Annotated in this window: 22 protein-coding genes and 1 other RNA gene; 16 read left to right on the top strand and 7 right to left on the bottom strand. The window is 63.0% G+C overall.

The window, feature by feature from the left end:
* Positions 1 to 88: 88 nt before the first annotated feature.
* Positions 89 to 982: a LysR family transcriptional regulator gene (locus AC0L2R_RS12270; protein ID WP_473509158.1), complete on the top strand. Its 894-nt coding sequence runs from the start codon at positions 89 to 91 to the stop codon at positions 980 to 982.
* Positions 983 to 1143: 161 nt separating this feature from the next.
* On the opposite strand, the gene AC0L2R_RS12265 is transcribed toward AC0L2R_RS12270, so the two are convergent.
* Together AC0L2R_RS12265 and AC0L2R_RS12260 are read right to left on the bottom strand one after the other, a co-directional pair.
* Positions 1144 to 2319 (bottom strand): lytic murein transglycosylase, encoded by a 1176-nt coding sequence (locus AC0L2R_RS12265; RefSeq protein ID WP_473509156.1) that lies wholly within the window; start codon positions 2317 to 2319, stop codon positions 1144 to 1146.
* An 80-nt stretch (positions 2320 to 2399) separates the two neighbouring features.
* Positions 2400 to 3191 (bottom strand): glycoside hydrolase family 25 protein, encoded by a 792-nt coding sequence (locus tag AC0L2R_RS12260; protein ID WP_473509155.1) that lies wholly within the window; start codon positions 3189 to 3191, stop codon positions 2400 to 2402.
* A 334-nt stretch (positions 3192 to 3525) separates the two neighbouring features.
* Here AC0L2R_RS12260 and AC0L2R_RS12255 point away from each other — a divergent pair, with 334 nt between their 5' ends.
* A complete protein-coding gene (locus AC0L2R_RS12255) occupies positions 3526 to 4905 on the top strand; it encodes a serine hydrolase domain-containing protein (RefSeq protein ID WP_473509153.1) in 1380 nt (459 codons plus the stop codon).
* A 262-nt stretch (positions 4906 to 5167) separates the two neighbouring features.
* Here the strand turns inward: AC0L2R_RS12255 and AC0L2R_RS12250 are convergent, their stop codons facing one another.
* From AC0L2R_RS12250 to AC0L2R_RS12240, 3 genes are all read right to left on the bottom strand, one after another.
* Positions 5168 to 5854 (bottom strand): class I SAM-dependent methyltransferase, encoded by a 687-nt coding sequence (locus tag AC0L2R_RS12250; RefSeq protein ID WP_473509151.1) that lies wholly within the window; start codon positions 5852 to 5854, stop codon positions 5168 to 5170.
* Positions 5851 to 7098, bottom strand: coding sequence for a BtaA family protein (locus AC0L2R_RS12245; protein WP_473509149.1), 1248 nt, complete (start codon positions 7096 to 7098; stop codon positions 5851 to 5853). The genes AC0L2R_RS12250 and AC0L2R_RS12245 overlap by 4 nt, the downstream gene beginning before the upstream one ends.
* An 82-nt stretch (positions 7099 to 7180) precedes the next feature.
* On the bottom strand, positions 7181 to 11113 hold the full coding sequence (locus AC0L2R_RS12240) for a hydantoinase B/oxoprolinase family protein (RefSeq protein WP_473509148.1): 3933 nt from the start codon (positions 11111 to 11113) through the stop codon (positions 7181 to 7183).
* Positions 11114 to 11314: 201 nt separating this feature from the next.
* On the opposite strand from AC0L2R_RS12240, the gene AC0L2R_RS12235 reads away from it, so the two are divergent.
* The 3 genes from AC0L2R_RS12235 to AC0L2R_RS12225 all read left to right on the top strand — a co-directional run bounded on the left by AC0L2R_RS12235 (position 11315) and on the right by AC0L2R_RS12225 (position 13322).
* The gene (locus tag AC0L2R_RS12235) at positions 11315 to 11515 is read left to right on the top strand and encodes a hypothetical protein (RefSeq protein ID WP_023798723.1); all 201 of its coding nucleotides are present in this window, start codon (positions 11315 to 11317) and stop codon (positions 11513 to 11515) included.
* A gap of 329 nt (positions 11516 to 11844) precedes the next feature.
* On the top strand, positions 11845 to 12564 hold the full coding sequence (locus tag AC0L2R_RS12230) for a J domain-containing protein (protein ID WP_023798724.1): 720 nt from the start codon (positions 11845 to 11847) through the stop codon (positions 12562 to 12564).
* Positions 12561 to 13322, top strand: coding sequence for an N-acetylmuramoyl-L-alanine amidase (locus tag AC0L2R_RS12225; protein WP_473509146.1), 762 nt, complete (start codon positions 12561 to 12563; stop codon positions 13320 to 13322). The genes AC0L2R_RS12230 and AC0L2R_RS12225 overlap by 4 nt, the downstream gene beginning before the upstream one ends.
* Positions 13323 to 13486: 164 nt before the next feature.
* On the opposite strand, the gene AC0L2R_RS12220 is transcribed toward AC0L2R_RS12225, so the two are convergent.
* The gene (locus AC0L2R_RS12220; protein WP_473509144.1) at positions 13487 to 13807 is read right to left on the bottom strand and encodes a hypothetical protein; all 321 of its coding nucleotides are present in this window, start codon (positions 13805 to 13807) and stop codon (positions 13487 to 13489) included.
* A gap of 7 nt (positions 13808 to 13814) precedes the next feature.
* Here AC0L2R_RS12220 and AC0L2R_RS12215 point away from each other — a divergent pair, with 7 nt between their 5' ends.
* The 4 genes from AC0L2R_RS12215 to AC0L2R_RS12200 all read left to right on the top strand — a co-directional run bounded on the left by AC0L2R_RS12215 (position 13815) and on the right by AC0L2R_RS12200 (position 15635).
* A complete protein-coding gene (locus AC0L2R_RS12215) occupies positions 13815 to 14297 on the top strand; it encodes a lytic transglycosylase domain-containing protein (protein ID WP_329609676.1) in 483 nt (160 codons plus the stop codon).
* A 78-nt stretch (positions 14298 to 14375) separates the two neighbouring features.
* Positions 14376 to 14773: RNase P RNA component class A (gene rnpB / locus AC0L2R_RS12210), an RNA gene on the top strand.
* A 287-nt stretch (positions 14774 to 15060) separates the two neighbouring features.
* Positions 15061 to 15336, top strand: a complete 276-nt coding sequence (locus AC0L2R_RS12205; RefSeq protein WP_123151966.1) for a type II toxin-antitoxin system ParD family antitoxin — start codon at positions 15061 to 15063, stop codon at positions 15334 to 15336.
* Positions 15333 to 15635 (top strand): type II toxin-antitoxin system RelE/ParE family toxin, encoded by a 303-nt coding sequence (locus AC0L2R_RS12200; RefSeq protein WP_473509142.1) that lies wholly within the window; start codon positions 15333 to 15335, stop codon positions 15633 to 15635. Before AC0L2R_RS12205 ends, AC0L2R_RS12200 begins: the two co-directional genes overlap by 4 nt.
* A 9-nt stretch (positions 15636 to 15644) precedes the next feature.
* On the opposite strand, the gene AC0L2R_RS12195 is transcribed toward AC0L2R_RS12200, so the two are convergent.
* Positions 15645 to 16772: a cystathionine gamma-lyase gene (locus AC0L2R_RS12195; protein ID WP_473509140.1), complete on the bottom strand. Its 1128-nt coding sequence runs from the start codon at positions 16770 to 16772 to the stop codon at positions 15645 to 15647.
* Between the two features lie 425 nt (positions 16773 to 17197).
* On the opposite strand from AC0L2R_RS12195, the gene mraZ reads away from it, so the two are divergent.
* From mraZ to mraY, 7 genes are read left to right on the top strand one after another with little or no spacing between them, the layout of a single operon-like run.
* Positions 17198 to 17656 carry a division/cell wall cluster transcriptional repressor MraZ gene (gene mraZ / locus AC0L2R_RS12190; protein ID WP_473509139.1) on the top strand — a complete coding sequence of 153 codons (459 nt, stop codon included), beginning with the start codon at positions 17198 to 17200 and terminating at the stop codon, positions 17654 to 17656.
* Complete coding sequence (rsmH, locus tag AC0L2R_RS12185) at positions 17653 to 18684, top strand: 16S rRNA (cytosine(1402)-N(4))-methyltransferase RsmH (RefSeq protein ID WP_473509137.1); 1032 nt, start codon at positions 17653 to 17655, stop codon at positions 18682 to 18684. The genes mraZ and rsmH overlap by 4 nt, the downstream gene beginning before the upstream one ends.
* Before the next feature lie 4 nt (positions 18685 to 18688).
* A complete protein-coding gene (gene ftsL, locus AC0L2R_RS12180) occupies positions 18689 to 19081 on the top strand; it encodes a cell division protein FtsL (RefSeq protein ID WP_473509135.1) in 393 nt (130 codons plus the stop codon).
* Positions 19078 to 20805, top strand: a complete 1728-nt coding sequence (locus AC0L2R_RS12175; RefSeq protein WP_473493955.1) for a peptidoglycan D,D-transpeptidase FtsI family protein — start codon at positions 19078 to 19080, stop codon at positions 20803 to 20805. The genes ftsL and AC0L2R_RS12175 overlap by 4 nt, the downstream gene beginning before the upstream one ends.
* A gap of 54 nt (positions 20806 to 20859) precedes the next feature.
* Positions 20860 to 22317 (top strand): UDP-N-acetylmuramoyl-L-alanyl-D-glutamate--2,6-diaminopimelate ligase, encoded by a 1458-nt coding sequence (locus tag AC0L2R_RS12170; protein ID WP_473509133.1) that lies wholly within the window; start codon positions 20860 to 20862, stop codon positions 22315 to 22317.
* On the top strand, positions 22314 to 23747 hold the full coding sequence (locus tag AC0L2R_RS12165; RefSeq protein ID WP_473509132.1) for a UDP-N-acetylmuramoylalanyl-D-glutamyl-2,6-diaminopimelate--D-alanyl-D-alanine ligase: 1434 nt from the start codon (positions 22314 to 22316) through the stop codon (positions 23745 to 23747). Before AC0L2R_RS12170 ends, AC0L2R_RS12165 begins: the two co-directional genes overlap by 4 nt.
* A 24-nt stretch (positions 23748 to 23771) precedes the next feature.
* Positions 23772 to 24854 (top strand): phospho-N-acetylmuramoyl-pentapeptide-transferase, encoded by a 1083-nt coding sequence (mraY, locus tag AC0L2R_RS12160; RefSeq protein ID WP_023798736.1) that lies wholly within the window; start codon positions 23772 to 23774, stop codon positions 24852 to 24854.
* Positions 24855 to 24857: the final 3 nt, after the last annotated feature.

The following is a 24857-nucleotide window of genomic DNA, read 5'->3' as shown; positions in this document are numbered from 1 at the left end:
AGCGTCGGTTCCATGTCGAAGTTAGGGGCATGCAATTGCTCAGATAATAGTCTATTATCGAACAGCCTTGTTAAGTCTGAGATACATAATGCGAGGGACCGAATTTTCCGAGCTGAAGGCGTTCGCGACGATCGTCGAGGAAGGCAGCTTTGTCCGCGCCGCGGCCAGGCTCAGGATTTCGCCGCCGGCGCTCAGCCAGACGATACGCGGGCTGGAGGAGCGTGTCGGTGTCCGGCTGCTCAACCGCACGACACGCAGCGTGTCGCCGACCACTGCAGGCGAAACGCTGTTTGCCCGCCTCGCTCCGGCATTCAGTGAACTCGAAGGGGCTGTCGCCGACGCGCATGCATCGCGCGATCGACCGGCAGGCTCGTTGCGCATCAACGTTCCACGCATCGCCGCCATGCGTTTCATCGTGCCCATCCTCGGCGATTTCCGCCGGGCCTATCCCGATATTGCCCTCACCATCATCGTCGACGACACACTGACTGACATTGTCGAGGGACGATTCGATGCCGGAATCAGGCTTGGTGAGCGGCTGCATAAGGACATGGTGGCGGTGAAACTCAGCGACGAACTGGAGATGGCTGCGGTGGCGGCGCCCAGCTATCTCGAGGATCACCCCATGCCCCGTCATCCTGCCGATCTGCACCATCACCAATGCATCAATTTCCAGTGGCCCGGTGGCGGCAACATCTATCGATGGGAGTTCGCGCGAGGCCAGCGCGCTTTCGAAATAGCCGTGAACGGCGGTCTGACGGTCAACGACACGGAACTGATGATCAGGGCGGCCCTGGATGGGATCGGCGTGGCTTACATGCTGGATTACCAGGTTCGGCCGTGGATCGAAACCGGCAAGCTGATCCGTTTTCTCGAAGCCTGGTCGCCGAGATTTCCGGGCTTTTACCTATATCATACAAGCTCCCGGCAGGTTCCGCCGGCCTTGCGAGTGTTTATCGACTTTCTGCTTGCCAGGCGATGACGGATTTGTGAATGGTGAATAGTGAATAGGAATAGTGAATAGTGAATAGTGAATAGTTAATAAGTCAGTAGTCAGTACCTAGTTCCACCATTCACCATTCACCATTCACCATTCACCATTCACCATTCACCATACACTACTCACTACTATTCACTAACCTGCTACAGTTTCGCCAAAAGCTCCGGTGTCGGCCAGCCGTCGACCGGCAGGCCTAGCCGCATCTGCTCCTTGCGGATCGCTTCGCGGGTGTTGGTGCCCAGGATGCCGTCGACCGTGCCTACGTCATAGCCTCTGGCCTCGAGCTTTGTCTGCAATGCCCTCATCTGGTCGCCGTTGAGGCCGGGTTCGGGATTGCGCGGGTCGAATTGCGGCGCACCTGCCAGCCGCGCGGCGAGATTTGCCGCAGTCAGTGCATAGGTGAAGGACTGGTTCCATTCGAGGTAGACGTCGAAATTGTCGTACACCAGGAAGGCCGGCCCCTTGCGGCCCATAGGCAGTGCGAGGCCTGCCTTCAGGCCGTTGTCGACAAGCGGCGTGCCGTTCGGGTTGGTGACACCCCACTGAGCCCATTGCGTCAGCGGCAGCTTGTTGGTGCGGCCGGTCTGGTCCCAGGGCAAGTCGTCGGGCACGCGGACTTCCTCGATCCAGGGCTGGTCGCGTTTCCAGCCGCGCGACGTGATCTTGTTGGCCGTGGTCATGATCACATCAGGCGCGCTGCCGCGCAGGTCGATCACTTCGTCGCCATCGCCGTCGACGCCTCGGCCGAGATAGTCGGAAGGCAGCATCTGCGTCTGGCCGATTTCGCCCGCCCAGGCGCCGGTGACGTCGGCCGGGACCACGCCGCGATCGATCAGCGTCAACAATGGCACGATCTGGGGCCGGAAGAGCTGCGGGCGACGACAGTCGTGAGAGAGCGTGACCAACGCGTTCAGCGTCTGGAAATCGCCCTGCACGGCGCCGAAATCGGTTTCCAGCGCCCAGAAGGCGGCAATGACCGGGGCCTGAACGCCGAATTCGCGATCGGCGCGGGCAAACACGTCGGCATATTCCTTTAAGATGACCGCGCCCTGCTTCAGCCGATAGGCCGATATCATGCGGTTCGAGAACTCGATGAAGGTCTGGGTAAAGACGCCTTGAGCGCGATCTCGCGCCAGCACCTTTCCATCGAGAGCGGCGGTTTCCAGCGCCTCGAGTCCGGCAGTGCCGACGCCGGCATTCTTCGCCTCGGCCACAACGCCCTGCTTCCATGCCTGGAAATCGCCACCACATTGCTGTGCCACCGCCGGCGCCGTGGCGGCCAGAAACAGCGCCGCGAGAATTTCCAAGCGCAATCGCATCGCCATCCTCCCGAGAAGATTACCGGCGGTTGCAGGCGTCCTTCATTGGCTGTGTCGAAAAGCAGGCTGCAGGCCCGCTGTCAACGGGTGTTCTGCCGCAGCCATTTGTTCCAGGTGGCTTCCGAGCCGTTGAACACGTTGATATCGGCCTTGCCTGAGATGCCCGGCACAATACCGGTTCCGGTGTACTGCCAGAAGGTGAACGGGTGGCTGCCGTATCTTTTGCGCGGATGGCCGGCCACCGAACGCAGCCAGTAGGGATAGCCGCGGAAGGCCGACAGGCCGTTGTCGTCGAAGAAATCGATCGAGGTGTAGATGATCGGCTTCTTGCCATAGTGCTTTTCGACGATTTCGAGGAAAGTGCTCATCTCGCTGCGCACCGTGGCCGCATTGGGACGCAGCTTGCAGGTCGGCGATTGCGGGTTCCATTCCATGTCGAGAACCGGCGGCATTGCCGAGCGGTCTCTGGGCACGTTCTGGATGAACCAGCGCGCCTGCGTCGCGGCCGGCGTGCAAAAATAGTAGAAATGATAGGCGGCGCGCGGAATTCCGGCGGCTTTCGTGCGGCTCCAATGCTCGTTGAAATACGCGTCGAAGCGATCGCCACCTTCCGTCGCCTTGACGAAAACGAAGGAAATGCCGCTGGCCCTGGCCGCCGGCCAATCGACCGAGGTCTGGTATTTGGAGACGTCGGTGCCATGAACGGCATAGCTCCACGGCGCGCCGCTGTCCCACTCATGCGGGTCGGAGTCGTCAAAACGGGGTGCGCGCACCGCAACGCTCGGCGCGCCCGATGAGGGAGGCGCAAGATCGGCGACGGTCGAGCAGGCGCCCAGCAGCGTCAGCATAATGAAAGCCGCGAAACGGCGCATCGCTACTCCTGAACCGGTTTCAGCCGGCCGCTGATGGGTTGTTGCTGCAGGTGGTCCCTCGACCGTGCCCCCAAGCGATCGCCCCACAGGACCGCTCTCCTATCCCAAAGCGCGCCGCTTCGGCGCGCCTTGATCTTTTTTATGGCATGTCGTTATCCCAAAACCGCTGCGCACCCCCGGTTCGGGCCCGGGGGCATGCTTTTGGGCGACATGCATCAGTGATCGCCGATCATGGTTGATATTCCGTTGACAGCGCTCGACCAGAACCGCGATTTTGCCGAAGCAATGGCGGCAAATCAATGGCATGGATGAGCGTCCGGGGAGAGTCGGAAGAATGCAGACTGTTCTGAGGCTGGTGAAATGGCTGCTCGGGCTGGCCGTGCTGGCGGTCGCAGCACTCGCTGCCTGGCTGTATCTGGCGCCGCCGGAACTGATCCGCGTCGGCTCGGGCTATACGGCCAAGATCGTCTGCTCGAATGTCTTTATCGCCGGACGCGATGCCGATCAGGTGCTCGCCGTCGACGTGCAGGCGCCGGGCCACCCGCTGCTCAGGCTGATGCGGGTGTCGGTCGACTGGGAGCAGGGGACGGTTTCGGCCGGGCTGTTCGGCGTGTTCGGCAAGAGCGTCGCCGTCGTTCGCGACGGGCTCGGCTGTGCTTCGGTTCCGGATGGCGACAGCGCCAGGGCCAAAGCAGTCGCCGGGGCGCCGCTGACACCGGCGCCGCCGCTCGACGTGCTCTGGCCGGAGGGCGACAGAGTTGATGCCTCGCAAAACCCCGAAATCGTGAAAATCCTCGACGATCCTGCAATGACCGGCGCCGGTATGCGGGCTGTGGTGGTGGTCAAGAACGGCCGCATCGTCGCCGAGCGTTATGGTGCAGGTTTTACCGAAAAGACGCCGCTGCTTGGCTGGTCGATGACCAAGACGGTCAATGCCGCGATCGTCGGCACGGTGGTGAAGGACGGCAAGATGGTGATGACCAACCAGGGCCTGTTCGGACCCTGGAAAGCGGACGGCCGCGCCGCCATCAGTCTCGCCGACATGATGGCGATGTCGAGCGGGCTGGAGTTCAACGAGGATTATGGCGACGTCACCGACGTGACGCGGATGCTCTATCTCGAGCCTGATATGGCGGGCTTTGCCGGATCCAAGCCGCTGACCGGCGAGGTGGGCAAGGTATTTTCCTATTCGAGCGGCACGGCAGTGATGCTGTCGCGGCTCTGGCAGGATGCGATCGGCGATAAGAACAAGGCGCTGGCGTGGCCGAGGGTTTCGCTGTTCGACCCGCTCGGCATGCAGAGCGCTGTGCTGGAGGCCGACGAGCATGGCACCTTCGTCGGCTCGTCCTATCTCTACGCCACCGCCCGCGACTGGGCGCGCTTCGGCCAGTTCCTGCTGCAGGACGGTGTCTGGAACGGCCAGGAGATCCTGCCTGCCGGCTTCGTCGCCTGGATGCGGGAAGCCGCACCCGCCTCGAAAGTCTATGGCAGCGGCCAAGTGTGGATCGAGGGTCCGGGCGACGAGGAGAGCCCCGGCGCCGGCATCGCTGCGGGCCTGCCAAGGGATAGCTATTGGATGGAAGGCCATGACGGGCAGACGGTCGCCATCATCCCGTCGGAGCAGCTTGTGGTGGTGCGGCTCGGCCTGACGCCGGCCAAGCTCGGCTACCGGCCGCAGACCATGCTGGCAGCGCTGGTGAAGGCGCTGGATTAGAGGAATGTGGCGGTCGCTCGCCGCAGCGTCTATGCAGCCGTCGCCAAAGGCCTTGCACGATCACGACTGTGCAGAACCTTTGATGGCAGAGCGAGGCGCCCCCCTCTGTCCTGCCGGACATCTCCCCCACAAGGGGGGAGATTGGCCGTGATTGCGGCTTTCGCTAATGTCCAACGTTGATGTGCAGGCGCAGCGAAGCTGCCAGCTGCAGGCCGGTCGTCAGCGCCCGTCAGTCAAAAGCCAAATCCTCCGTGCTGAGGAGCTAGACGGCGATCTTGATCACAGCCAGCCAGGCGTAACCGCGAAAAAGCGTTCTAAACCGAAGGGTTCCGCCGATCTTTGCAGATTCCGATTCCAGGACGTCTCGCAGGGCCTCGCGCGGATCGACGTGGAATTTTCTCAGCCAGCCGCGCAGCAGCGTGCGGAACCAGCGGGGCAGGGCCTCCTGCTGGCCGAAATCGACGACGTGCAGCGAACCGCCGGGTGACAGGGCTGCAAGTGCCGCCGAAATCGTCTTCTCCCAGCCGGGGATCATCGACAGCGAATAGGAGACAAAAATGCGGTCGAAACTTTCGACGGAAAATAGCGCCTTCGCGTCGAAATCAGTGGCGTCGCCGCGCGCCAGCTTGACGCGGCCGGAAAGACCTTCGCGGGCAATGGCAGCAGTGGCCGTTTCCAGCATTTCGGCTGAAATATCGAGACCGAAGAAGCGGGCGTCGGGATAAAGGCGGGCGGCGAGGACGATGTTGCGGCCGGTGCCGCAGCCAAGCTCGAGCACGGTGCCACCGGCCGGCACTTCCAGCCCTGATATCAGCCGGTCGCGGCCGAGCAGGTAATATTTGCGGGTCAGGTCGTAGATGTGGCGCTGCCAGCGGTAGACGCCGTCCATCAGTTCGCCGTGCCCGGCCGGCGGTTCGCCGTGCCTGGCCGGCAGTTCGGTCGCGCTCATGCGGCTTGCTTCACATAGAGGTGGAAGCCGCCATAGATGGCCGAACGGTCGCGGGCCGAGAATTCGCGCGAGGCCTCGTCCGCATAGCTCCACTGGTCGAGCAGCGACTTCGAGACCCGGCCGGGCAACAGGCTGGGTTCGGCCGCAGTGCGGAAGATGACGCGAGCATCGGTCGACGCGGTGCGGGTGATCTCGGCCCACAGCGCATTGAGCTGGTCGTCGGTCATCCAGTCCTGCGCGTCGAGCAGGACGAAGCGGTCGACCGAACCGGCATCCTTGCCGGCAAGGAACTCGATCAGATTGGCATGGTGGATGGCGACGCGGTCGACATTGTTGCGGATCGTTTTGTAGTTGCGTTTTTCGAGATAGGCAGGCAGCGCCGCCTCGCCGGGATTGGGGTAGCGGCGGGCAAAAGCCTGCCAGGCGAAATAGTTGTTCTCCAGCGGAAAATCGCAGGCGAGCTTTTCCAGCCGGGCCTTCAGCACGCTGGCCATGGTGCCGTCGCCCGAGGTGATCAGCGAATCGTACTGTGCCGGCGGAATGCCGAGGCCGAACAGCGAGGCTTTTCGCGATGTTGCCCATTTCAGCAGCGGTTTTTCGAAAACCGGCGCCAGTTCCTCGTCGAAGAAGCGGCGCTGGTCGACGAGGCTTTTGGCTTCCATGATGCCGGCCGGATCGACGCCGAAGAATTTGGCGGTGCGATGGCCCATGGCAATGAACAGGCCGAGCAGTCCGGTCTGGTAAAAATTGCTGTCGAAGACGGCGATGCGGCGACGCCGGCGCCAGTTGCGATGTTCCCAGTAATGACGGCTGACCGGGTCGAGATGCGGCGCGATGAAACGGTCGTAGGCTTGCGAATTGTGACGGGTTTCGGCAGCGCCGAAGAAACGGAACAGGTCACCCTGCGACGGCAGATGGCGCACCGCTTCGAGCTTCATGCGGTTCAGCGCGATATGGGCGGCGTTGAGATCGACGGCGTCGATCCGTTCCGGTGACCGGGTGAGATAGGCAAGGATGTTACAGCCACCCGAGGCGATGGTGACGACGCGGTGGCCCTGGCCAAGCTGCATCGCCTCCATGTCGACGTCGGGGTCTTCCCAGATCTGCGGATAGACGAGGCCGGAAAACAGCAAGGCGAAGAGCCGTTCTGAGAGGCCGGCCTTCGACAGCGGGCGGTTCTGGTAGACGGCCTTGCCAACTTGCTTGCCGCGGCGAAAAACCAGTTCTCCGGAAATGTCGGTCATGGCAAGGCGATTCCCCGTTTGCTTTGCCGCAAGCGGGTAGCGCAGGTGGATGACAGGCCGGTGACAGTCTGTTGAGGCGAGTTCAGGCCTTGCCAAATCCGCCCGGCGTCGGCGTCGTCACGATGACGGCTTCACCGGCCTCGAGCACCGTCTGGTCGCAAGCCTTCAGGACTTCGATGCGGCCATCCTTGCGGCGAACCTTGGTCGAGCCGACCTCGCCATCGCCGCCGCCGTCCAGGCCTTGCGGCGGGCGATTGCGATGTGAGGACAGGATCGCGCATTCCATCTTTTCGAGGAAACGGATGGTGCGCTCGGTGCCGTCGCCGGCACTCCATTTGCCTTTGCCGCCGGAGCCTTCGCGGATGTGGAAATCCTCGAGCAGGACGGGGAACCGCAACTCCAGCACTTCCGGGTCGGTCAGGCGCGAATTGGTCATGTGGGTGTGGACGCCGGAGGTGCCGGCAAAGCCGCGACCGCTGTTCATCCGGCCTGCCGGCGAGCCGGAGCAGATCGTCTCGTAATACTGGTATTTTTTGTTGCCGAAGGTGAGGTTGTTCATCGTGCCTTGCGCATTGGCCATCGCGCCCATGGCGCCGAACAGCGCATTGGTGACGTGCTGCGATGTCTCGACATTGCCGGCGACGACCGCGGCCGGGTAGGTCGGCTTCAGCATGCAACCCTCGGGAATGATGATGTTGATCGGTCTCAGGCACCCGGCATTCATCGGGATCATGTCCTCGACCATGACGCGGAACGCATAGAGCACGGCTGCGCGGGCGACCGGCTCGGGGGCGTTGAAGTTGTTCTTCATGACCGGCGATGTGCCGGTGAAGTCGACGGTCGCCTCACGCTTTTGCCGGTCGACCGATATCTTCACCTTGATGATTTGGCCGGTGTCGGTCGGATACTCGTATACGGAGTTGTCGGGCAGCCGCTCCAGCACGCGGCGCACGCTTTCGGCGGCATTGTCCTGGACATGGCCCATATAGGCCTCGACCACGCCAAGGCCGAAATGCGCGACCATCTCGCGCAACTCGGCAACGCCCTTTTCATTGGCGGCAATCTGCGCCTTGAGGTCGGCGATGTTCTGGTGCGGATTGCGCGCCGGGTAGGGGTGGTCGGTGAGCAGTGTCTCCAGCTCCTTCTCGCGGAAGCGGCCGCGATCGACGATGCGGAAATTGTCGAACAGCACGCCTTCCTCGTCGACGGTGGTGGCGAGCGGCGTCATCGAGCCGGGCGCCGTGCCGCCAATGTCGGCATGATGGCCGCGCGAGGCGACGTAGAAGAGGATCTTTGCCGATTGGCCGATCTCCCCCCTTGTGGGGGAGATGCCAATTGGTGACAAAGAGGGCAGGGCAGAGGGGGACAACGTCGAGCGCTCGGCTTCGCGATATGCCGTCTCGCCAATTGGAGGCGTTGGCGGGACAGCGCCCCCCTCTGTCGGCTTCGCCGACATCTCCCCCACATGGGGGGAGATTGGGCGCCCATCCTCAAAGACCGGCGCCACCACCGTAATGTCAGGCAGATGCGTGCCGCCATTATAAGGCGCATTCAGTGCGAAGACGTCGCCGGGGTGAATGTCGCCGGAGTTGAGCCGGATGATGGTTTCCACCGAACGGTCCATGGAGCCCAGATGCACCGGCATGTGCGGCGCATTGGCGACCAGCGCGCCATTGCGGTCGAAGACGGCACAGGAGAAATCCAGCCGTTCCTTGATGTTGACCGAAGAGGCGGTGTTTTGCAGCGTCACGCCCATCTGTTCGGCGATCGACATGAACAGGTTGTTGAACACCTCCAGCATGACCGGATCGGCCTCGGTGCCGAGCGCCGCCAGCCGGCGCTTTTTCTCGATGCGACGCAGGAGCACGTGGTTCCTGGCGGTGATTTCGGCCTGCCAGCCCGGCTCGACGACGATGGTCTGGTTCGGTTCGATGACCAGGGCCGGGCCGCCTAGCTTGTGCCCCGGTTTAAGCGCCTCGCGGCGGAAAATGCCGGCGTCTCGCCAAGCGCTGTCGATGAAGATTTGCCTATTTTCCGAAGGGCTTGCGGCGATGTCCTCAAGGATTGAATCACTTTCCTCGCGGCCGGCGTCGCCGCTGTCGATGCCTTCGACGCCGACCGATTCCACGATCATCGGCTTGTCGTCATAGACGAAGCCGAACTGCGCCTTGTGGGCGGCTTCGAAATCCGCCTTGGCCCGTGCGATCGAACCGTGCCCGAAATTCACCGGCAGCGCGGTGTCGGTGCCGTCGTAGCGGATCTGCAGCACCGGTTTCGAGGCGACGGCGTCCTCGGCAATGCCTTGCGCGGCAAGCTCGTCGATGACGGCTTTGCGCAGCGTCGCGATGAGCTCGTCGATTGCCGGCCTGGACACTTCCGCCAGCGGTTTCAGCAGCGCCTGCTGGCGCGACGAAAAAATCGAGGACAATCCAATGCCATAGGCCGACAGCAGGCCGGAGAAGGGATGGATCAGCACCGCCTCCATGCCGAGTGCGTCGGCAACGAGGCAGGCGTGCTGGCCGCCGGCGCCGCCAAAACAGTTCAGGAGATACTCGGTGACGTCGTAGCCGCGCTGCACGGAAATCTTCTTGATGGCGTTGGCCATGTTTTCGACGGCGATGGTGACGAACCCTTCGGCGACCGCCTCCGGCGCGCGGCCGTCGCCGATTTCGGCGGCGAGTGCGGCGAATTTCTCGCGCACGGTTTGCACGTCGAGCGGCTCGTCCTGGCCGGGTCCAAAAATGGCCGGGAAGAAGTCGGGCTGCAGCTTGCCCAGCATGACATTGGCGTCGGTGACGGCCAGCGGGCCGCCGCGTCGGTAGGCGGCCGGGCCGGGACTAGCGCCGGCCGAATCCGGCCCGGCGCGAAAACGGCCGGCCTCGTAGTGCAGGATGGAGCCGCCGCCGGCGGCGACGGTGTGAATGCGCATCATCGGCGCGCGGATGCGCACGCCGGCAACCTCGGTGTCGAAGGCGCGCTCATAGTCGCCGTCATAATGGGCGACGTCGGTTGAGGTGCCGCCCATGTCGAAGCCGATGACCTTGTCGAAACCGGCGAGCTTTGCTGTCTCGACCATGCCGACGACGCCGCCGGCCGGACCGGACAGCAATGCGTCCTTGCCCTGGAACATATCGGCGGCGGTAAGGCCGCCGGATGACATCATGAACATCAGGCGAGGGGATTCCCTCCCCCTCGAGGGGAGGGTGGCGGTGAAGCCGCCGGGAGGGGTCGGTTCGACTGGGTTCGACGCTCTGGCGGTGCCTTCTGAGATGACACTCTCTGGCTGCTGCGCAGCCATCTCCCCGTCGAGGGGGGAGAGGAGGCCCAGCTCTTGCGCCACCCTCTGCACATACCTTGCCAGAATCGGCGACAAATAGGCGTCGACCACCGTCGTGTCGCCGCGGCCGACCAGCTTGATGAGCGGCGAGACCTCATGACTGACCGAGATCTGCGAAAACCCCAGTTTCCTGCAGACTTTTGCAACCGCCTTTTCGTGGTCGGGATATTTCCAGGCGTGCATGAACACGATCGCCACCGCGTCGATGCCGTCGGCCTTGGCTTGTTCGATGGCCGGGCGCATGGCGGCGATGTCGAGCAGCCTTTCGACGCGGCCGTCGGCGCGCACGCGCTCGTCGACCTCGATGACGAGCTCGTTGAGCTGTTCGGGAAGGATGATCTGCTTGGCGAAGATATCGGGCCGCGCCTGATAGGCGATCCTCAGCGCGTCGCGAAATCCCCTGGTGATGAGCAGCAGCACACGGTCGCCCTTGCGCTCCAGAAGCGCGTTGGTGGCAACGGTGGTGCCCATCTTGATGTCGCCGATCAGGCCGGATGGGATCGGCGCGCCGGATTTTAGCCCGAGCAGATCGCGAATGCCCTGGATGGCGGCGTCGGCATAGGCTTCGGGATTTTCGGATAGCAGCTTGCGCGGGTGCAGCCCGCCTTGCGGGTCCCGGCCGATGACATCGGTGAAGGTGCCGCCGCGGTCGATCCAGAAATCCCATTTGACGGTCACGGCAGCTCTCCCGGGCATTTTATTGATTCAAATGTGCTAATTCGACATGGTCTGGTGTTAATTCGCCATGGCTTCGCCGGCAACGCAAAAAGCAGATGATGTTACATACGGAAATGCAACGTTATGAAACCCATGGGGCATTTGGTGCATTCTGTCCTCGATCGTCACCGGTAGCGGGGGCGTGATTAGAGGAGAGATGTCATGAAGAAACTCATTCTTGCGTCGGTTTCGGCGCTTGCCCTGCTTGGCGTTGCGGCTTGCAGCGACAGCGGCACGGGCGGGGACGCTACCACCACGCAGAGCACCAATCCGCCGGCGAACGAACAGCCGATGCAGCCGGCTCCCGACGCGACCAAGCCGGCCGAGCCGGCTCCGGCACAGCCATCTGCGCCGGCGCAGTAATTCTTATGTGATGAACGGAAGGCCGGCATCCTGCCGGCCTTCTGACTTCAGGACAATCTTCTTGCGGGCCGCCGCCGCAAGCTCGGTTTCGCCTGTCACTTTTTGGCCCAGCAGAAGGGGCCGAAATGGCGAGGTGACGAAGGCTTGCAGTTTCGCGCGCCATGGCCGTTGCTGCCTGCTAATTTCCATGATCGACGGTTGCGCCAGCTGCTCAGGGAGGCCGCCTGCTCGGGAGGGCGCGAAATCGGCTGGGCCGGCCCTGCGGCATTGTCTTCAGCTTGATAGCGGTGGGCTTGATAGCGGCGGCCAGTTAGCCCTAATAGGTGCCCATGTCGATTTGGGATCGCCTCGGCGACTTCATCACCCGCGTTTCGTCCTCAACCTCGTCCGGCGTCGCCGACGTGGTCGAGGCTGTGCGCACGGTTTTCTCCGGCGACCCCGACCTGCGCCGGCGCGTCGCCTTCTCGGTGGCGATGATCGCGCTGTCGGCCAAGATGGCCAAGGCCGACGGCATCGTCACCCAGGACGAGGTGCGCGCTTTCCAGCAGATATTCGAAGTGCCGAAGGAGCAGACGCGCAATGTGGCGCGGCTCTACGATCTGGCCAAGCGCGACATCGCCGGCTTCGAGACCTATGCCGCACGCATGGCGCAGCTTTGCGGCTCCGGCCATTCGAACTGCGCGATGCTGGAGGACATTCTCGACGGGCTGTTCCATATCGCCAAGGCCGACGGGCTGGTCCACGAGCGCGAAGGTCAGTTCCTGCATCGCATCGCCGAGATCTTCCGGATCGAGGAGGCGCATTACCAGAGCATTCTGGCCCGGCACGTCGATCTGGGTGCGGCCGATCCCTATGTCGTGCTCGGCATCGAGCGGGGAAAAACCTTCGAGGAGGTCAGGAAGCGTTACCGCAAGCTGGTTTCGGACAACCATCCCGACCGGCTGATCGCACGCGGCCTGCCGCAGGAATTCATCAAGATCGCAACCAGCAGGATAGCGGCGATCAACGCGGCCTATGAGATGATCGAACGGGGCCTGCGGCACGCATGAGCGGCTTCCTGCCCGACGAGCCGATCGCCGAGGTCAGGGTATCGCCGAATTTCGGTCCACGACGCGAGACGGTCGACATGATCGTGCTGCACTACACCGGCATGGAGACCGGCGCCGGCGCCGAAGCATGGCTGTGCGATTCAGCCAGCGAGGTTTCGTCGCACTACCTCGTCCATGAGGACGGCCGCATCGTCCAGATGGTCAGGGAAAGCGACCGTGCCTGGCATGCCGGCAAGAGTTCCTGGTTCGGACGTAGCGACATCAACTCCTGTTCGGTCGGCATCGAGATCGTCAATCCGGGACATTCGCTGGGCTACCGGAATTTTCCGAAACGGCAGATCGATGCCCTGATCGGCCTGTGCAAGAGGATTGTTCAGCGCCATTCCATCCCGGCTCAACGGGTGCTCGCCCATTCCGACGTGGCGCCGGGACGCAAGATCGACCCAGGCGAGAGATTCCCCTGGAAGGCCCTGTTCGAGGCCGGTGTCGGCCATCTTGTCGAAGCGGCACCCGTCAGGCGCGGCGCGGTGCTGAAGGCCGGCGATGCGTCTGCCGAGGTCGAGGCGTTGCAGTCGATGCTGGCGCTCTACGGTTATGGCGTGGAGATATCAGGCGCTTTCGATCGGCAAACCGAAATCGTGGTCGAGGCTTTCCAGAGGCATTTCCGGCAACGCAAAGTGGATGGCGTGGCCGACGGATCGACAATTCGCACGCTGGAACGGCTGCTTGGCTCGGTGAGGGCAGTTCCGTCCAAGTAGTCTTTTCCTGGCTGTAAGTTACAGCCTGTCATTTAAAGTGACTTGCCCCGCCTTTTTTGCCGCCAATTCGACCGTCAAAGGCGATCCGTGCAAGTCGTCGGACCTACAGTCTCCCAAATGTTCCGACGTTGATTGGCGTAGCTGCGTGAAGTTCTTCGCGCGGTTCAAACAGAACAGGATCCCATGCAGAAATTGACCGTTTTAACGGCAGCTGTTGCTGCCGGCGTAATGACTTTTGCCATCGGTGCGGCCAATGGCGCGCCTTTGAGCCAGCGGGCCGACCAGGGTTTCATGACCGCGTCCGATAAGACTGCCACGCCGAAAGCCGGGCAAGATGCCGGAGAAAAAAGGACAGCCTCCGCAAAGGCGAAAAAAGTTGCTGCGGTGAAAGCGAAAAAGCCAGCATCCGCAAAGGCGGAAAAGGTCTCTGCAAAGAAGGCAGTCGTTGCAAAGAAGGCAGTCGTTGCAAAGAAGTCAGTCTCCAAGCGGCATGTGAAGCGCAACAGGACCCGCATCGACCAGGCGACGACGGCATCGATCGGCCGGCAAAGCCGGGCGGCGGCGCCGAAGCCGGCGGCCGCTGGCGATAGCGGCCAGTATTCGACGATCATCGAGCGTCATGCGGCCAGCAATGGTGTGCCGGTCTCGCTCGCCAAGGCCGTCATCATGATCGAGAGCAGGTTTCAGCCGAACCAGGTCGGCCGCGCCGGTGAGATCGGCCTGATGCAGATCAAGCCGTCGACGGCGCGGATGATGGGTTACAGCGGCTCGATCAAGGGTCTCCACGATCCCGAGACCAACATCAAATACGGCATGAAATACCTCGCCATGGCGCGCAACCTCGGCGACGGCACGACCTGCGGCACGATCCTGAAGTACAATGCCGGCCATGGCGCCAAGCGGATGAACCCGATTTCCGCGGCCTATTGCGGCAAGGTCAAAGTGCAGCTGGCCGCGCTTGGAGCGCCGGCGTAATAGACGTAATAGATCGTAATAGACTGGGACCTGCTTTTTTGTTTGCGTTTTCGAATGTGAATCCCTTTATACGCCTTGCCAGCTGGCCGGGCGGCCGCACCCGCGAAGCCGAAAGGCTGCGGGTGAGGAAAGTCCGGGCTCCATGGAGACACGGTGCCGGTTAATGGCCGGCGGGGGCGACCCTAGGGAAAGTGCCACAGAAAGCAAACCGCCACGATCCGTCGTGGTAAGGGTGAAAGGGTGGGGTAAGAGCCCACCGCGCGACTGGCAACAGGAGCGGCACGGTAAACCCCACCGGGAGCAAGACCGAATAGGGGCGGTGCGAGGGGAAACCCTCGAGGGCTGTTTCCGGCTCACCGCCCGGGTAGGTTGCGTGAGGCGCATGGCAACATGCGCCCAAGATGAATGGCCGCCACGTTCTCGCGCCGCAAGGGGCGAGGGCCATACAGAACCCGGCTTACAGGCCAGCTGGCAATTTTCGTCCAGATTTTTACAAGGAAATTCCCTGATATCAGCAGGTTGCGTCTTCGGGCGCGCTTGCTGGTTCAGGCGCTTCATTGACTGAATCAGCTTTTACTGGGCTGTGCATGGAGCAAGCGTTTCTTGAAACTGGTGCGATTAAATCGTACTTTCCTAAAGCGCGTCGCGTTCGACCGTCCTCTCGCGGCGCGCTTTAGGTTGTTGTTTATGCATGTCGTTATCGCAGAACCGCTGCACACTTTTGCGCGACATGCATTAGTACGGGCAGTATCAGGAGCGCACCATGGGTCAGGTCGACAAGCGCAGCATCACGCTTTCGCCGGAATTGGCGGCGGCGGTCGACGATGTGGTCGCCGCCGGCGAATATGCTTCGGCGAGCGAGGTGATCCGCGACGCACTCAGGCAATGGAAGGACCGCCGTGACTTGCACGGCTACACGGTCGAGGAGTTGCGCAAGCTGGTGCAGGAGGGGATCGACAGCGGACCGGGACGATTTGCGTCGATCGATGAAATCAAGGCCGAAGCACGTAGACGATTGAAATCCGATAACGCAGCATGAATTTGCTGCCCATCGTCCGAACTGCAAATGCAGAAGAGGATTTGATCGCGATCTGGCTTCATATCGCGCGAGGCGACGAGGCTGCAGCGGACCGGCTGCTCGACCGGATCGAAGCGCGCTGGCAGCAACTGACGACTTATCCTTTCTCGGGCGCACCGCGCGAAGACATCGCGCACGGCATCCGCCATCTGGTCGTCGGCGAATACCTCACACTGTACCGTGTCGGCGAGGATGCAGTCGAGATCCTGCGTGTGCTGCATGGCCGGCGCAATATCGAAGCCGACGATCTGGCTTCGTGATCGGTTCGCTCAACCGTCGACGCAGTCTAGCCCCGGGGCCAGCGACGCCTCGATCGCCTGCCAAAGCGCTTCCACCGGCTCGCAGCCGACCGACAGGCGAACAAAGCCGGGCGGCACTGCATCACCCCAACGGGCGCGCCGCTCGGCCGAAGAGTGGACGCCGCCGAAGGAGGTCGCCGGCTGGATCAGCGCGCAGGCGCCGATGAACGCTTCGGCCCTGGCTTCGCTCCCCAGGTCGAGGCCGATGAGGAAGCCGAAACGCTCCATCTGGGTGGTCGCCAGAATGTGTGAAGGGTCATCCTCCAGTCCAGGAAAGCGGACGGATTTCACGGCCCGATGATTTGTCAGGCGCCGGGCGATCAGTTCGGCCGATTTGCACATGCGCTCGAAGCGGACTTCCAGCGTCTCGAGGCCTCGATGGACCAGCCAGGCTTCGAATGGTCCGGGGATCGAGCCCGACAGTTTGCGCCACTCGCGGATGGCGGTGATGATCCCGGCGTCACGGCTGGCGACATGGCCGAACAGCGCATCGGAATGGCCATTGGGCGCCTTGGTGTCAGCGGCAACGACGATATCGGCGCCGAGGTCGAGCGGGCGCTGACCGTAAGGCGTCATCGTCGTGTTGTCGGCGACGACCAGCGCGCCGGCCTCGTGCGCAAGGCGCGCCACGCCGGCCAGGTCGCAAATGTCCAGCCCAGGATTGGATGGGGTCTCGACGAACACCAGTCGGTAGCCGGAAAAACCGCCGTCCACAAAGGACTTGGTCGGTCGTGTGTCGAACGGGAGGCCGAAAGGTTTGAGGAAGCGCTCGGCAAGCAGGCGCGGCGTGTAGTAACCATCGGACGGCAACAGGATGCGATCGCCCGCCTTGAGCAGCGCGAAGAAGACCGCCGCAATCGCGGCCATGCCCGACGGGAACGCCACGGACGGCGCGTCCTCGAGGTGGCCGAGCATGTCTTCCACCGCTTCCCACGTCGGATTGTCGTAGCGCCCGTACTGGCTGACGCCGGCCGGATTGCCGGGCAGATGGAAAGTGGTCGTCATTGTCAGCGGCAGCGAGACCGGATCGCCCTTGGCGAGCTTGACGCCACGCAAATGGGCGAGGGTGGCCGCGCGCGACTTGGCTGTTTCGGACATGTATTTTCAACCTTCTGACCGAGAAAAGAACCTGTTTCTGACCGAGAAAAGACAGCCAACGCTATGTGTGGTGGCGCTCCGCGGCAAGCCGCCTCCGGTTAGGCCAATCGGCTCTAAACGGTTCGTTAGGCTTAATGGAGCATAAACACGGGAGTGCCGTCAAAGCTGCCCTCATCGGTTGTGGCGCGCGTTTTGTGAAGCCTGTTCCCGTTGACGCCCATAGTGCCCCATGATATCCCATTCAGATATTCAAGCCTTCGTTCCGCGTCAGGGTGAAGCGTACGCCAATCGGGCAGCCGCGGCGGCTGCGCGTTCGCCTGTTTTTGCCATCTGGAACGAAGTGAGTTTTGGGCAGGGACCGCGCTGCGGCGGCGCGGGCGGGAAGATGCAGAGGGGTGCGGCGGCGCAAGCGGCCGTAACGCGTAATGGACCGGTTTCTGTCAAGCGCAGTGAACAGGATCGATGCGAAGGGGCGGGTGTCCGTTCCAGCGCATTTCCGTGCGGTTGTGCAGAAGCGCGGTTATTCGGAACTCTATGCGCTGCGCTGCCTGGACCGTCCGGCGATGGATGTCGGCGGGCTCGACCTGCTCGACCGCTACGAGCAGCGCATCGCGCAGGAAGACCCCTTCCTGCAGACCTCGGACGACATGTCGTTCTTCTGCCATGGCGATGGAACCTTTCTCAAGCTCGATCAGGACGGCCGCATCTCGATGACCGATTTCATCCGCGAGCATACCGGCATTTCCGCGGAAGCGGCTTTTGTCGGCCGCGGCAATTTCTTTCAGATCTGGGAACCTGGACGGCTCACCGCCTATGGGGCGGAAGCACGCGCCCGGCTTTTGCAGCTTCGGCAGGGGACGAAGCCTGGGGAGCGGCCGGAATGATGGCGGGCTACGGCGATGACCCTCACGCCGTTGGCGGACCGGCCCGTCACATTCCGGTCCTCCTTGCCGAAGTGCTGGAGGCGCTTTCGCCCAAAACGGGCGAGGTGGTCGTCGACGGCACATTCGGCGCCGGCGGCTACACCAAAGCCATTCTGGCGAGGGGCGCCTCGGTTGTCGCGATCGACCGCGATCCGGATGCGATTGCTGCCGGTCGTGTTCTCGAGCAACAATCGGGCGGCAGGCTCCGGCTCGTCCAGGCGCCGTTCTCGACATTGGACGAGCATGTCGAAAGCGCTGACGGCGTCGTGCTCGACATCGGCATCTCCTCCATGCAGATCGATCAGGCGGAGCGCGGTTTTTCGTTCCGTGCCGACGGACCGCTCGATATGCGCATGGCGCAGGCTGGCCTCAGCGCCGCCGATGTCGTCAACTCTTTCAAGGTGGGCGATCTTGCCCGCATCTTCGGGTTTCTTGGCGAAGAGCGCCATGCCGGCCGCATCGCCCGCATGATTGAAAGCCGTCGCGAAAAACATCCGTTCGAGCGCACGCTCGACCTTGCAGACGCCATTGAAACGCATATCGGCCGCGCGCCGAAGGACAAGATCCATCCAGCGACCCGCGTCTTCCAGGCGCTGCGCATTTTCGTCAATGACGAACTCGGCGAACTGGCCAAAGCGCTGTTTGCGGCTGAACGCGTGCTGAAACCGGGCGGACGGCTGGCCGTAGTAACGTTCCATTCCCTGGAAGACCGCATCGTCAAGCGCTTCATCGCCGATCGCGCCGATGCGGCGACCGGATCGCGGCACCTGCCCGAGGCGCAGGCGCGCAGCGCCACCTTCAACAAGGTGGGCAGCGGCGTGACGCCCGGTGAGGCCGAGATATCGGCCAATCCGCGGGCGCGCTCGGCAAGGCTGCGCGCGGCGATCCGCACCGACGCGCCGGCGCGCGCCGGCGATTTTTCGATTTTCGGACTTCCAAAACTTCCTGATCCAAAACTTCCCGGTGCCGAGCGGTCGGGAGAGAGGTGAGCACGTGTTTCGTACCAGCGACATAGTCCTTATCGCCGTCATGGTTTCGGCCGCGGCCTTGACCTTCAAGACCAAGCGCGAGGCCGAGGAACAATTGGCGGCGGTGCACAAGATCCAGGCGCAGATCCGCTACGAGGAGGATACGATCGATCTCCTCAAGGCGGACTGGAGCCTGCTTACCCAACCGTCGCGCCTGCAAAAGCTGGCCGAGACCTATAAATCGCAACTCGAACTCGAGCCGGTCAGCGCCCGCCAGATCATCGGGCTGGACGATCTGCCGGCAAAATCCCTCACCATCGAGGACCTTTCGTCCGAGCGGCTGGGCGGCATGGCCGACAATTCCGGCAGGGAACCGATGGGCAACGACCCCGTGGTCACCGGAGGCATCGTCCAATGATCGCCAGACTTCCAGTGATCACCAGTCTGCTGACGCGCCGCGCCAAGTCCGGCGACGACGGATCGATTGTGGTCGAAGGCGCCCGCAAGGCGACCGGCGGCAAGGGCAGGACCCGCGTCGTGATGACGATGGCGGTGTTTTTGGGCATCTATCTGACCATCACCGGGCGGCTGGTCTATCTCGGTTTCCAGAACCCCGACCTGTCCGGCGGTCCGCAGAGCCGGGTGACGGCGTCGCGGCCCGACATCGTCGACCGCAACGGCGAAGTTCTGGCGACCGACATCAAGACGGCGTCGCTGTTTGCCGAACCGCGCCGCATTGTCGACGCCGACGAGGCGATCGAAAAACTGGCGACGGTGCTTCCCGAAATCGACTACGAGCAGACCTATCACAAGCTGAAGAGCGGCGCCGGCTTCGTCTGGCTGCAGCGGCAACTGACGCCCAAGCAACAATCGGAGATTCTGCAGCTCGGCATTCCCGGCATCGGCTTCCGCACCGAAAAGCGCCGCTTCTACCCGGCCGGCGAAACCTCGTCCTACATTGTCGGCCTCACCAACATCGACAACCAGGGCATCTCCGGCATGGAGAAATACATCGACGAACAGGGGCTGAGCGATCTTCAGGCGTCCGGTCTGGCGGTGGCCAAGGATCTGAAGCCGGTGCAGCTCTCGATCGACCTGCGCGTCCAGCATATCGTGCGTGACGAGGTCGCCACCGGCATGGAAAAATACCGCGCAATCGCGGCGGGCGCCGTCGTTCTCAACGTCAAGACCGGCGAAGTGGTCGCGATGGCCTCGGTTCCGGATTTCGATCCGAACAACCCCTATAATGCGCACGACAAGGACCGCTTGAACCGCATGTCGGCCGGGCTCTACGAGATGGGCTCGACCTTGAAGAGCTTTACCACCGCCATGGCGCTCGATTCCGGCAAAGTGACGCTGGAAAGCCGTTTCGACGCTACGCGCCCGATCAGGATCGGCCGCCAGACCATCCATGATTTTCATGGCAAGTCCCGGGTGCTGTCGGTGCCCGAAGTGTTCATCTATTCGTCCAACATCGGTTCGGCCAAGGAAGCCGAAGCGGTCGGCATCGAGGGGCACCGCGAATTCCTGCATCGCCTGGGCATCCTCGAGAGAATGCAGACGGAACTGCCTGAGGTCGCCCGCCCGACCGAGCCAAAAGTCTGGAAACAGGTCCATTCGATCACCATCGCCTTTGGTCACGGTGTGTCGACGACGCCGCTGCAGACGGCGGTCGGCTGTGCCGCGCTGATGAACGGCGGCTATCTGATCCAGCCGACATTTCTGAGACGGGCGCAGGAACAGGCGATGTCGGTGGCCAAGAAAGTCGTCAGCGACAAGACCTCCGAGAACATGCGCTATCTCTATGCACTCAATGCCGAGAAAGGCTCAGGCAGGAACGCCAGGGTTCCAGGTTATCGCGTCGGCGGCAAGACGGGAACGGCCGAGAAGGTTGTCAACGGCCGCTACTCAAAGGACAAGAACTTCAATGCCTTCGTCGCGGCGTTCCCGATGGACGATCCGCAATACATCGTGCTTACCATCGCCGACGAACCGAAGCCGGAAAAACCCGGCATGGGTGCGACGGCCGCCTCGAATGCTGGCGCCATGGCTGCAAACATTATCCGACGTTCGGCTTCCATGCTTGGCGTGAAGCCAGATTTCAGCCATGAAAATGGCGCAACGCTGGTTTCCTATCAGTGATTCTGAGGGCGCGCCGGCAACTGCGCGCTATTTTGTTGCTATGAACGGGGTTCGATGAAGCTGAAAGACCTAGCCGGTATCCTGCCTGTCGAGGGGACAGCGTCCTTCGATACGGAGGTTACCGGGATTTCTTCGGATTCCCGCCAGGTAGGACCGGGCGTGGTCTTCTTCGCGCTCGCTGGCACCAAGACCGATGGCGCGGCCTATGCCGCCGATGCCGCCAAGCGCGGCGCCGCAGCGATCGTGACCGGCAAGGGCAGCGGCGCCGTCACCGGACTGCCGGTGCCGGTTTTCGCTGTCGACGATCCGCGCCTGGCGCTGGCGCTGAGTGCGGCCCGCTACTTCGGCAGGCAGCCGCAAACCATGGTCGCGGTGACCGGCACCAGCGGCAAGACATCGGTTGCGGCTTTCACCAGGCAGATCTGGGAGCAGTCAGGCTTTGCCGCTGCTTCGATCGGCACGACCGGCGTGGTGGCGCCGGGCCGCAACGAGTACGGCTCGCTGACCACTCCCGACCCGGTCGACCTGCACAGGCTGCTGCGCGAACTGGCGGATGCCGGCGTCACCCACGCATCGATGGAGGCCTCCAGCCATGGTCTCGATCAGCGCCGGCTTGACGGCGTGAAACTCGCAGCCGGCGGGTTCACCAATCTCGGCCGCGATCATATGGACTATCATCCGACGGTCGAGGACTATCATCGCGCCAAGCTGCGCCTGTTCGACGCGCTGCTGCCGAAGGGCGCGCCGGCCGTCATCTTTGCCGACGATCCCTGGTCGGAGCCGACGATCCAGGCGGCAAGGGTCGCGGGACTGGATGTGCTGACGGTCGGCCGCCACGGCGGGTTCCTGACACTGAAGCGGGTCGAGCACGAGCGCCACCGCCAGCGTGCCGAGGTGGAAGTCGATGGCGTTCTCCACGAGATCGATCTGCCGCTGGCCGGCGATTTCCAGATCGCCAATGCCCTGGTTTCGGCGGGCCTCGCCATTTCTACTGGAACACCTGCCGCCAAAGCCCTGATTGCGTTGGAGAAATTGAAGGGCGCCCCGGGCCGGCTGGACCTTGTTGGCACCGCTGCCAACGGTGCGCCCGTCTATGTCGATTACGCGCACAAGCCGGACGCGCTGGAAAACGTGTTGGCTTCGGTCCGGCCGTTCACCACCGGCCGCGTCATCGTCGTGTTCGGCTGCGGCGGCGACCGCGACCGTGGCAAGCGTCCGATCATGGGCGAGATCGCCACGCGGCTCGCCGATGTCGTCATCGTCACCGACGACAATCCGCGCTCGGAAGTGCCCGAAACGATCCGTGCCGCGATTCTTGCCGCTGCACCCGGCGCCATCGAGATCGGTGACCGGCGCAAGGCGATCCACCAGGCAGTCGCCATGCTCCATGCCGGCGATACGCTGATCGTGGCCGGCAAGGGGCATGAGGAAGGCCAGACCGTCGGCGCCGAAACGCTGCATTTTTCCGACCATGAGGAAGTCCGCGCCGCGCTCCAGGAGCACGCCGCATGAGCTTCCTGTGGACCTCAGAGGATCTCGTCGCCGCCATGGGCGGACGACCGCTCGGTCCGATGCCGGAGGGTATCAGCGGCATCTCGATCGACAGCCGCAGCCTTGAGCCGGGCGATGCTTTCTTCGCGATCAAGGGCGAGGCGATGGACGGCCATGATTTCGCGACCGCCGCCATCAAGGCCGGCGCCGGCGTGCTAGTCGTCGCCGAGGGCAAGCTGCCGTCGCTCGGGCGGCTGACGGCGCCGATGATCGTCGTGCAGGACGTCTTGGCCGCGCTGGAAAAGCTGGGGCTGGCCGCCCGCGCGCGCTCGAATGCCAAGATCATCGCGGTGACCGGTTCGGCGGGCAAGACCACCACCAAGGAAGCGCTGCGCCATGTGCTGTCAGTGGTCGGCAAGGTGCACGCATCGGCGCAGTCTTTCAACAACCACTGGGGCGTGCCGCTGACGCTGGCGCGGATGCCTGTGGATTGCGACTATGCCGTGTTCGAGATCGGCATGAACCATCCCGACGAGGTCCGGCCACTGGCCAGGATGGTCCGGCCGCATGTCGCCATCGTCACGCTGATCGCCGCGGCACATCTCGGCTTCTTCCGCAATCTGGACGAGATCGCCAAGGCCAAGGCCGAGATTTTCGAAGGACTGGAACCGGACGGCGCCGTCCTTCTCAACCGCGACGACCCGCGCTGGAAGCTTCTGGACAAGATGGCGAGAGCCGCCGGCGTCGAGCACATCTACGGCTTTGGCGAGAATGCCCGTGCAACCTTCAAGCTGCTGACATGCGCGCTGCATGCCGATCATTCCGTGATCACCGCCAAGATCGGCGGTCAGGAGATCACCGCCAGGGTCGGCGCGCCGGGCCGACACATGGTGCAGAATGTGCTGGCCGTGCTGGGCGCCGCGCACCTGGTCGGCGCCGACATCGCCAGGGTGGCGCTGGCGCTGGCCGATCTTTCGGCCGAACGCGGACGCGGCAAGCGTCATGTGCTGCGCCACCCGAAAGGTCCGATCACGCTGATCGACGAGAGCTACAACGCCAATCCGGCGTCGATGAGCGCAGCAATGGCGTTGCTCAACGCGACGCCGGTGTCGGGCGAAGGCAGGCGCATCGCGGTGCTCGGCGACATGCTCGAGCTCGGCGACCATTCGGCGAAGCTGCACGCTGCCCTTGCCGATCTCATCGTCGGCACCGACACGCGCACGGTGTTTCTTGCCGGCCCGCAAATGCGGGCGCTGGCCGATATCCTGCCTGATGAGATCGAGACAGAGTATCGCGCCGGCGCAGAGGATCTGAAACTGGTGCTTCTGTCGGCGCTGAAGCCGGGCGACGTGGTGATGATCAAATCGTCGAAAGGCATCGGGTTTTCCAAACTGGTCGACGCACTGCTCAGCAAATTTCCGGCGGCAGCCGCAACCGCCAAACAGACCTAGAGCCAGGTCCGGGGACCGAATCGCATGTTCACACTGCTCGTCGAATTCGCGGACAAGATCTCGGTCTTCAACGTCTTCCGCTACATAACCTTCCGCACCGGCGGCGCGCTGATCACCGCGGCGCTGATCGTCTTCATCTTCGGCCCGGCCATCATCAATTCGCTGAGGCTGCGGCAGGGCAAGGGCCAGCCGATCCGTGCCGACGGGCCGCAGACGCATTTCAAGAAAGCCGGCACGCCGACCATGGGCGGGCTGATGATCCTGTGCGGCATCATCGGCTCGTCGCTGCTGTGGGCGAACCTGTCCAGCATCTATGTCTGGGTGGTGCTGCTGGTGACCCTGGGTTTCGGCTCGATCGGGTTCTACGACGATTATCTCAAGGTGACGAAGCAATCGCATCTTGGCTTTTCCGGCAAGGCGCGGCTGGGGCTTGAATTCGTCATCGCCGGCATCGCCGCCTGGGTGATCATGCACAACGGCCAGGCGCCGTTCTCGTCGTCGCTGACCTTCCCCTTCGCCAAGGAGTTCCTCATCAATCTCGGCTGGTTCTTCATCCCGTTCTCGTGCTTCGTCATCGTCGGCGCCGGCAACGCGGTGAACCTGACCGATGGCCTCGACGGTCTGGCGATCGTGCCGATCATGATCGCGGCGGCGTCCTTCGGCGTCATCGCCTACCTGTCCGGCAATGCGGTGTTCGCCGAGTATCTGCAGATACATTTCGTGCCCGGCACCGGTGAATTGGCGGTGGTCCTCGGCGCAGTGATCGGCGCCGGCCTCGGCTTCCTGTGGTTCAACGCACCGCCGGCGGCGATCTTCATGGGCGATACCGGCTCGCTGGCGCTTGGCGGCCTGATCGGCACGGTTGCGGTTGCCACCAAGCACGAGATCGTGCTGGTCATCGTCGGCGGCCTGTTCGTCGTCGAGATCCTGTCGGTCATCATCCAGGTCGGCTACTTCAAGATGACCGGCAAGCGGGTGTTTCTGATGGCGCCGATCCACCATCATTTCGAAAAGCTCGGCTGGACCGAAAGCCAGGTGGTGATCCGCTTCTGGATCATCGCCGTCATCCTGGCGCTGGTCGGCTTGTCGACCCTCAAGCTGCGATAGGAG

The organism is Mesorhizobium sp. WSM4820, assembly GCF_055811075.1.
The sequence above is the reverse complement of the archived record's forward strand: the minus strand, read 5'-3'. Positions and strand labels throughout refer to the sequence as shown.

Bases quoted from the DNA above. Each gene is read 5' to 3' on its own strand.
- AC0L2R_RS12270 (WP_473509158.1), top strand. From the start codon at position 89: ATGCGAGGGACCGAATTTTCCGAGCTGAAGGCGTTCGCGACGATCGTC.
- AC0L2R_RS12265 (WP_473509156.1), bottom strand. From the start codon at position 2,319: ATGCGATTGCGCTTGGAAATTCTCGCGGCGCTGTTTCTGGCCGCCACG.
- AC0L2R_RS12260 (WP_473509155.1), bottom strand. From the start codon at position 3,191: ATGCGCCGTTTCGCGGCTTTCATTATGCTGACGCTGCTGGGCGCCTGC.
- AC0L2R_RS12255 (WP_473509153.1), top strand. From the start codon at position 3,526: ATGCAGACTGTTCTGAGGCTGGTGAAATGGCTGCTCGGGCTGGCCGTG.
- AC0L2R_RS12250 (WP_473509151.1), bottom strand. From the start codon at position 5,854: ATGAGCGCGACCGAACTGCCGGCCAGGCACGGCGAACCGCCGGCCGGG.
- AC0L2R_RS12245 (WP_473509149.1), bottom strand. From the start codon at position 7,098: ATGACCGACATTTCCGGAGAACTGGTTTTTCGCCGCGGCAAGCAAGTT.
- AC0L2R_RS12235 (WP_023798723.1), top strand. From the start codon at position 11,315: ATGAAGAAACTCATTCTTGCGTCGGTTTCGGCGCTTGCCCTGCTTGGC.
- AC0L2R_RS12230 (WP_023798724.1), top strand. From the start codon at position 11,845: ATGTCGATTTGGGATCGCCTCGGCGACTTCATCACCCGCGTTTCGTCC.
- AC0L2R_RS12225 (WP_473509146.1), top strand. From the start codon at position 12,561: ATGAGCGGCTTCCTGCCCGACGAGCCGATCGCCGAGGTCAGGGTATCG.
- AC0L2R_RS12205 (WP_123151966.1), top strand. From the start codon at position 15,061: ATGGGTCAGGTCGACAAGCGCAGCATCACGCTTTCGCCGGAATTGGCG.
- AC0L2R_RS12200 (WP_473509142.1), top strand. From the start codon at position 15,333: ATGAATTTGCTGCCCATCGTCCGAACTGCAAATGCAGAAGAGGATTTG.
- AC0L2R_RS12195 (WP_473509140.1), bottom strand. From the start codon at position 16,772: ATGTCCGAAACAGCCAAGTCGCGCGCGGCCACCCTCGCCCATTTGCGT.
- mraZ (WP_473509139.1), top strand. From the start codon at position 17,198: ATGGACCGGTTTCTGTCAAGCGCAGTGAACAGGATCGATGCGAAGGGG.
- rsmH (WP_473509137.1), top strand. From the start codon at position 17,653: ATGATGGCGGGCTACGGCGATGACCCTCACGCCGTTGGCGGACCGGCC.
- AC0L2R_RS12175 (WP_473493955.1), top strand. From the start codon at position 19,078: ATGATCGCCAGACTTCCAGTGATCACCAGTCTGCTGACGCGCCGCGCC.
- AC0L2R_RS12170 (WP_473509133.1), top strand. From the start codon at position 20,860: ATGAAGCTGAAAGACCTAGCCGGTATCCTGCCTGTCGAGGGGACAGCG.
- AC0L2R_RS12165 (WP_473509132.1), top strand. From the start codon at position 22,314: ATGAGCTTCCTGTGGACCTCAGAGGATCTCGTCGCCGCCATGGGCGGA.
- mraY (WP_023798736.1), top strand. From the start codon at position 23,772: ATGTTCACACTGCTCGTCGAATTCGCGGACAAGATCTCGGTCTTCAAC.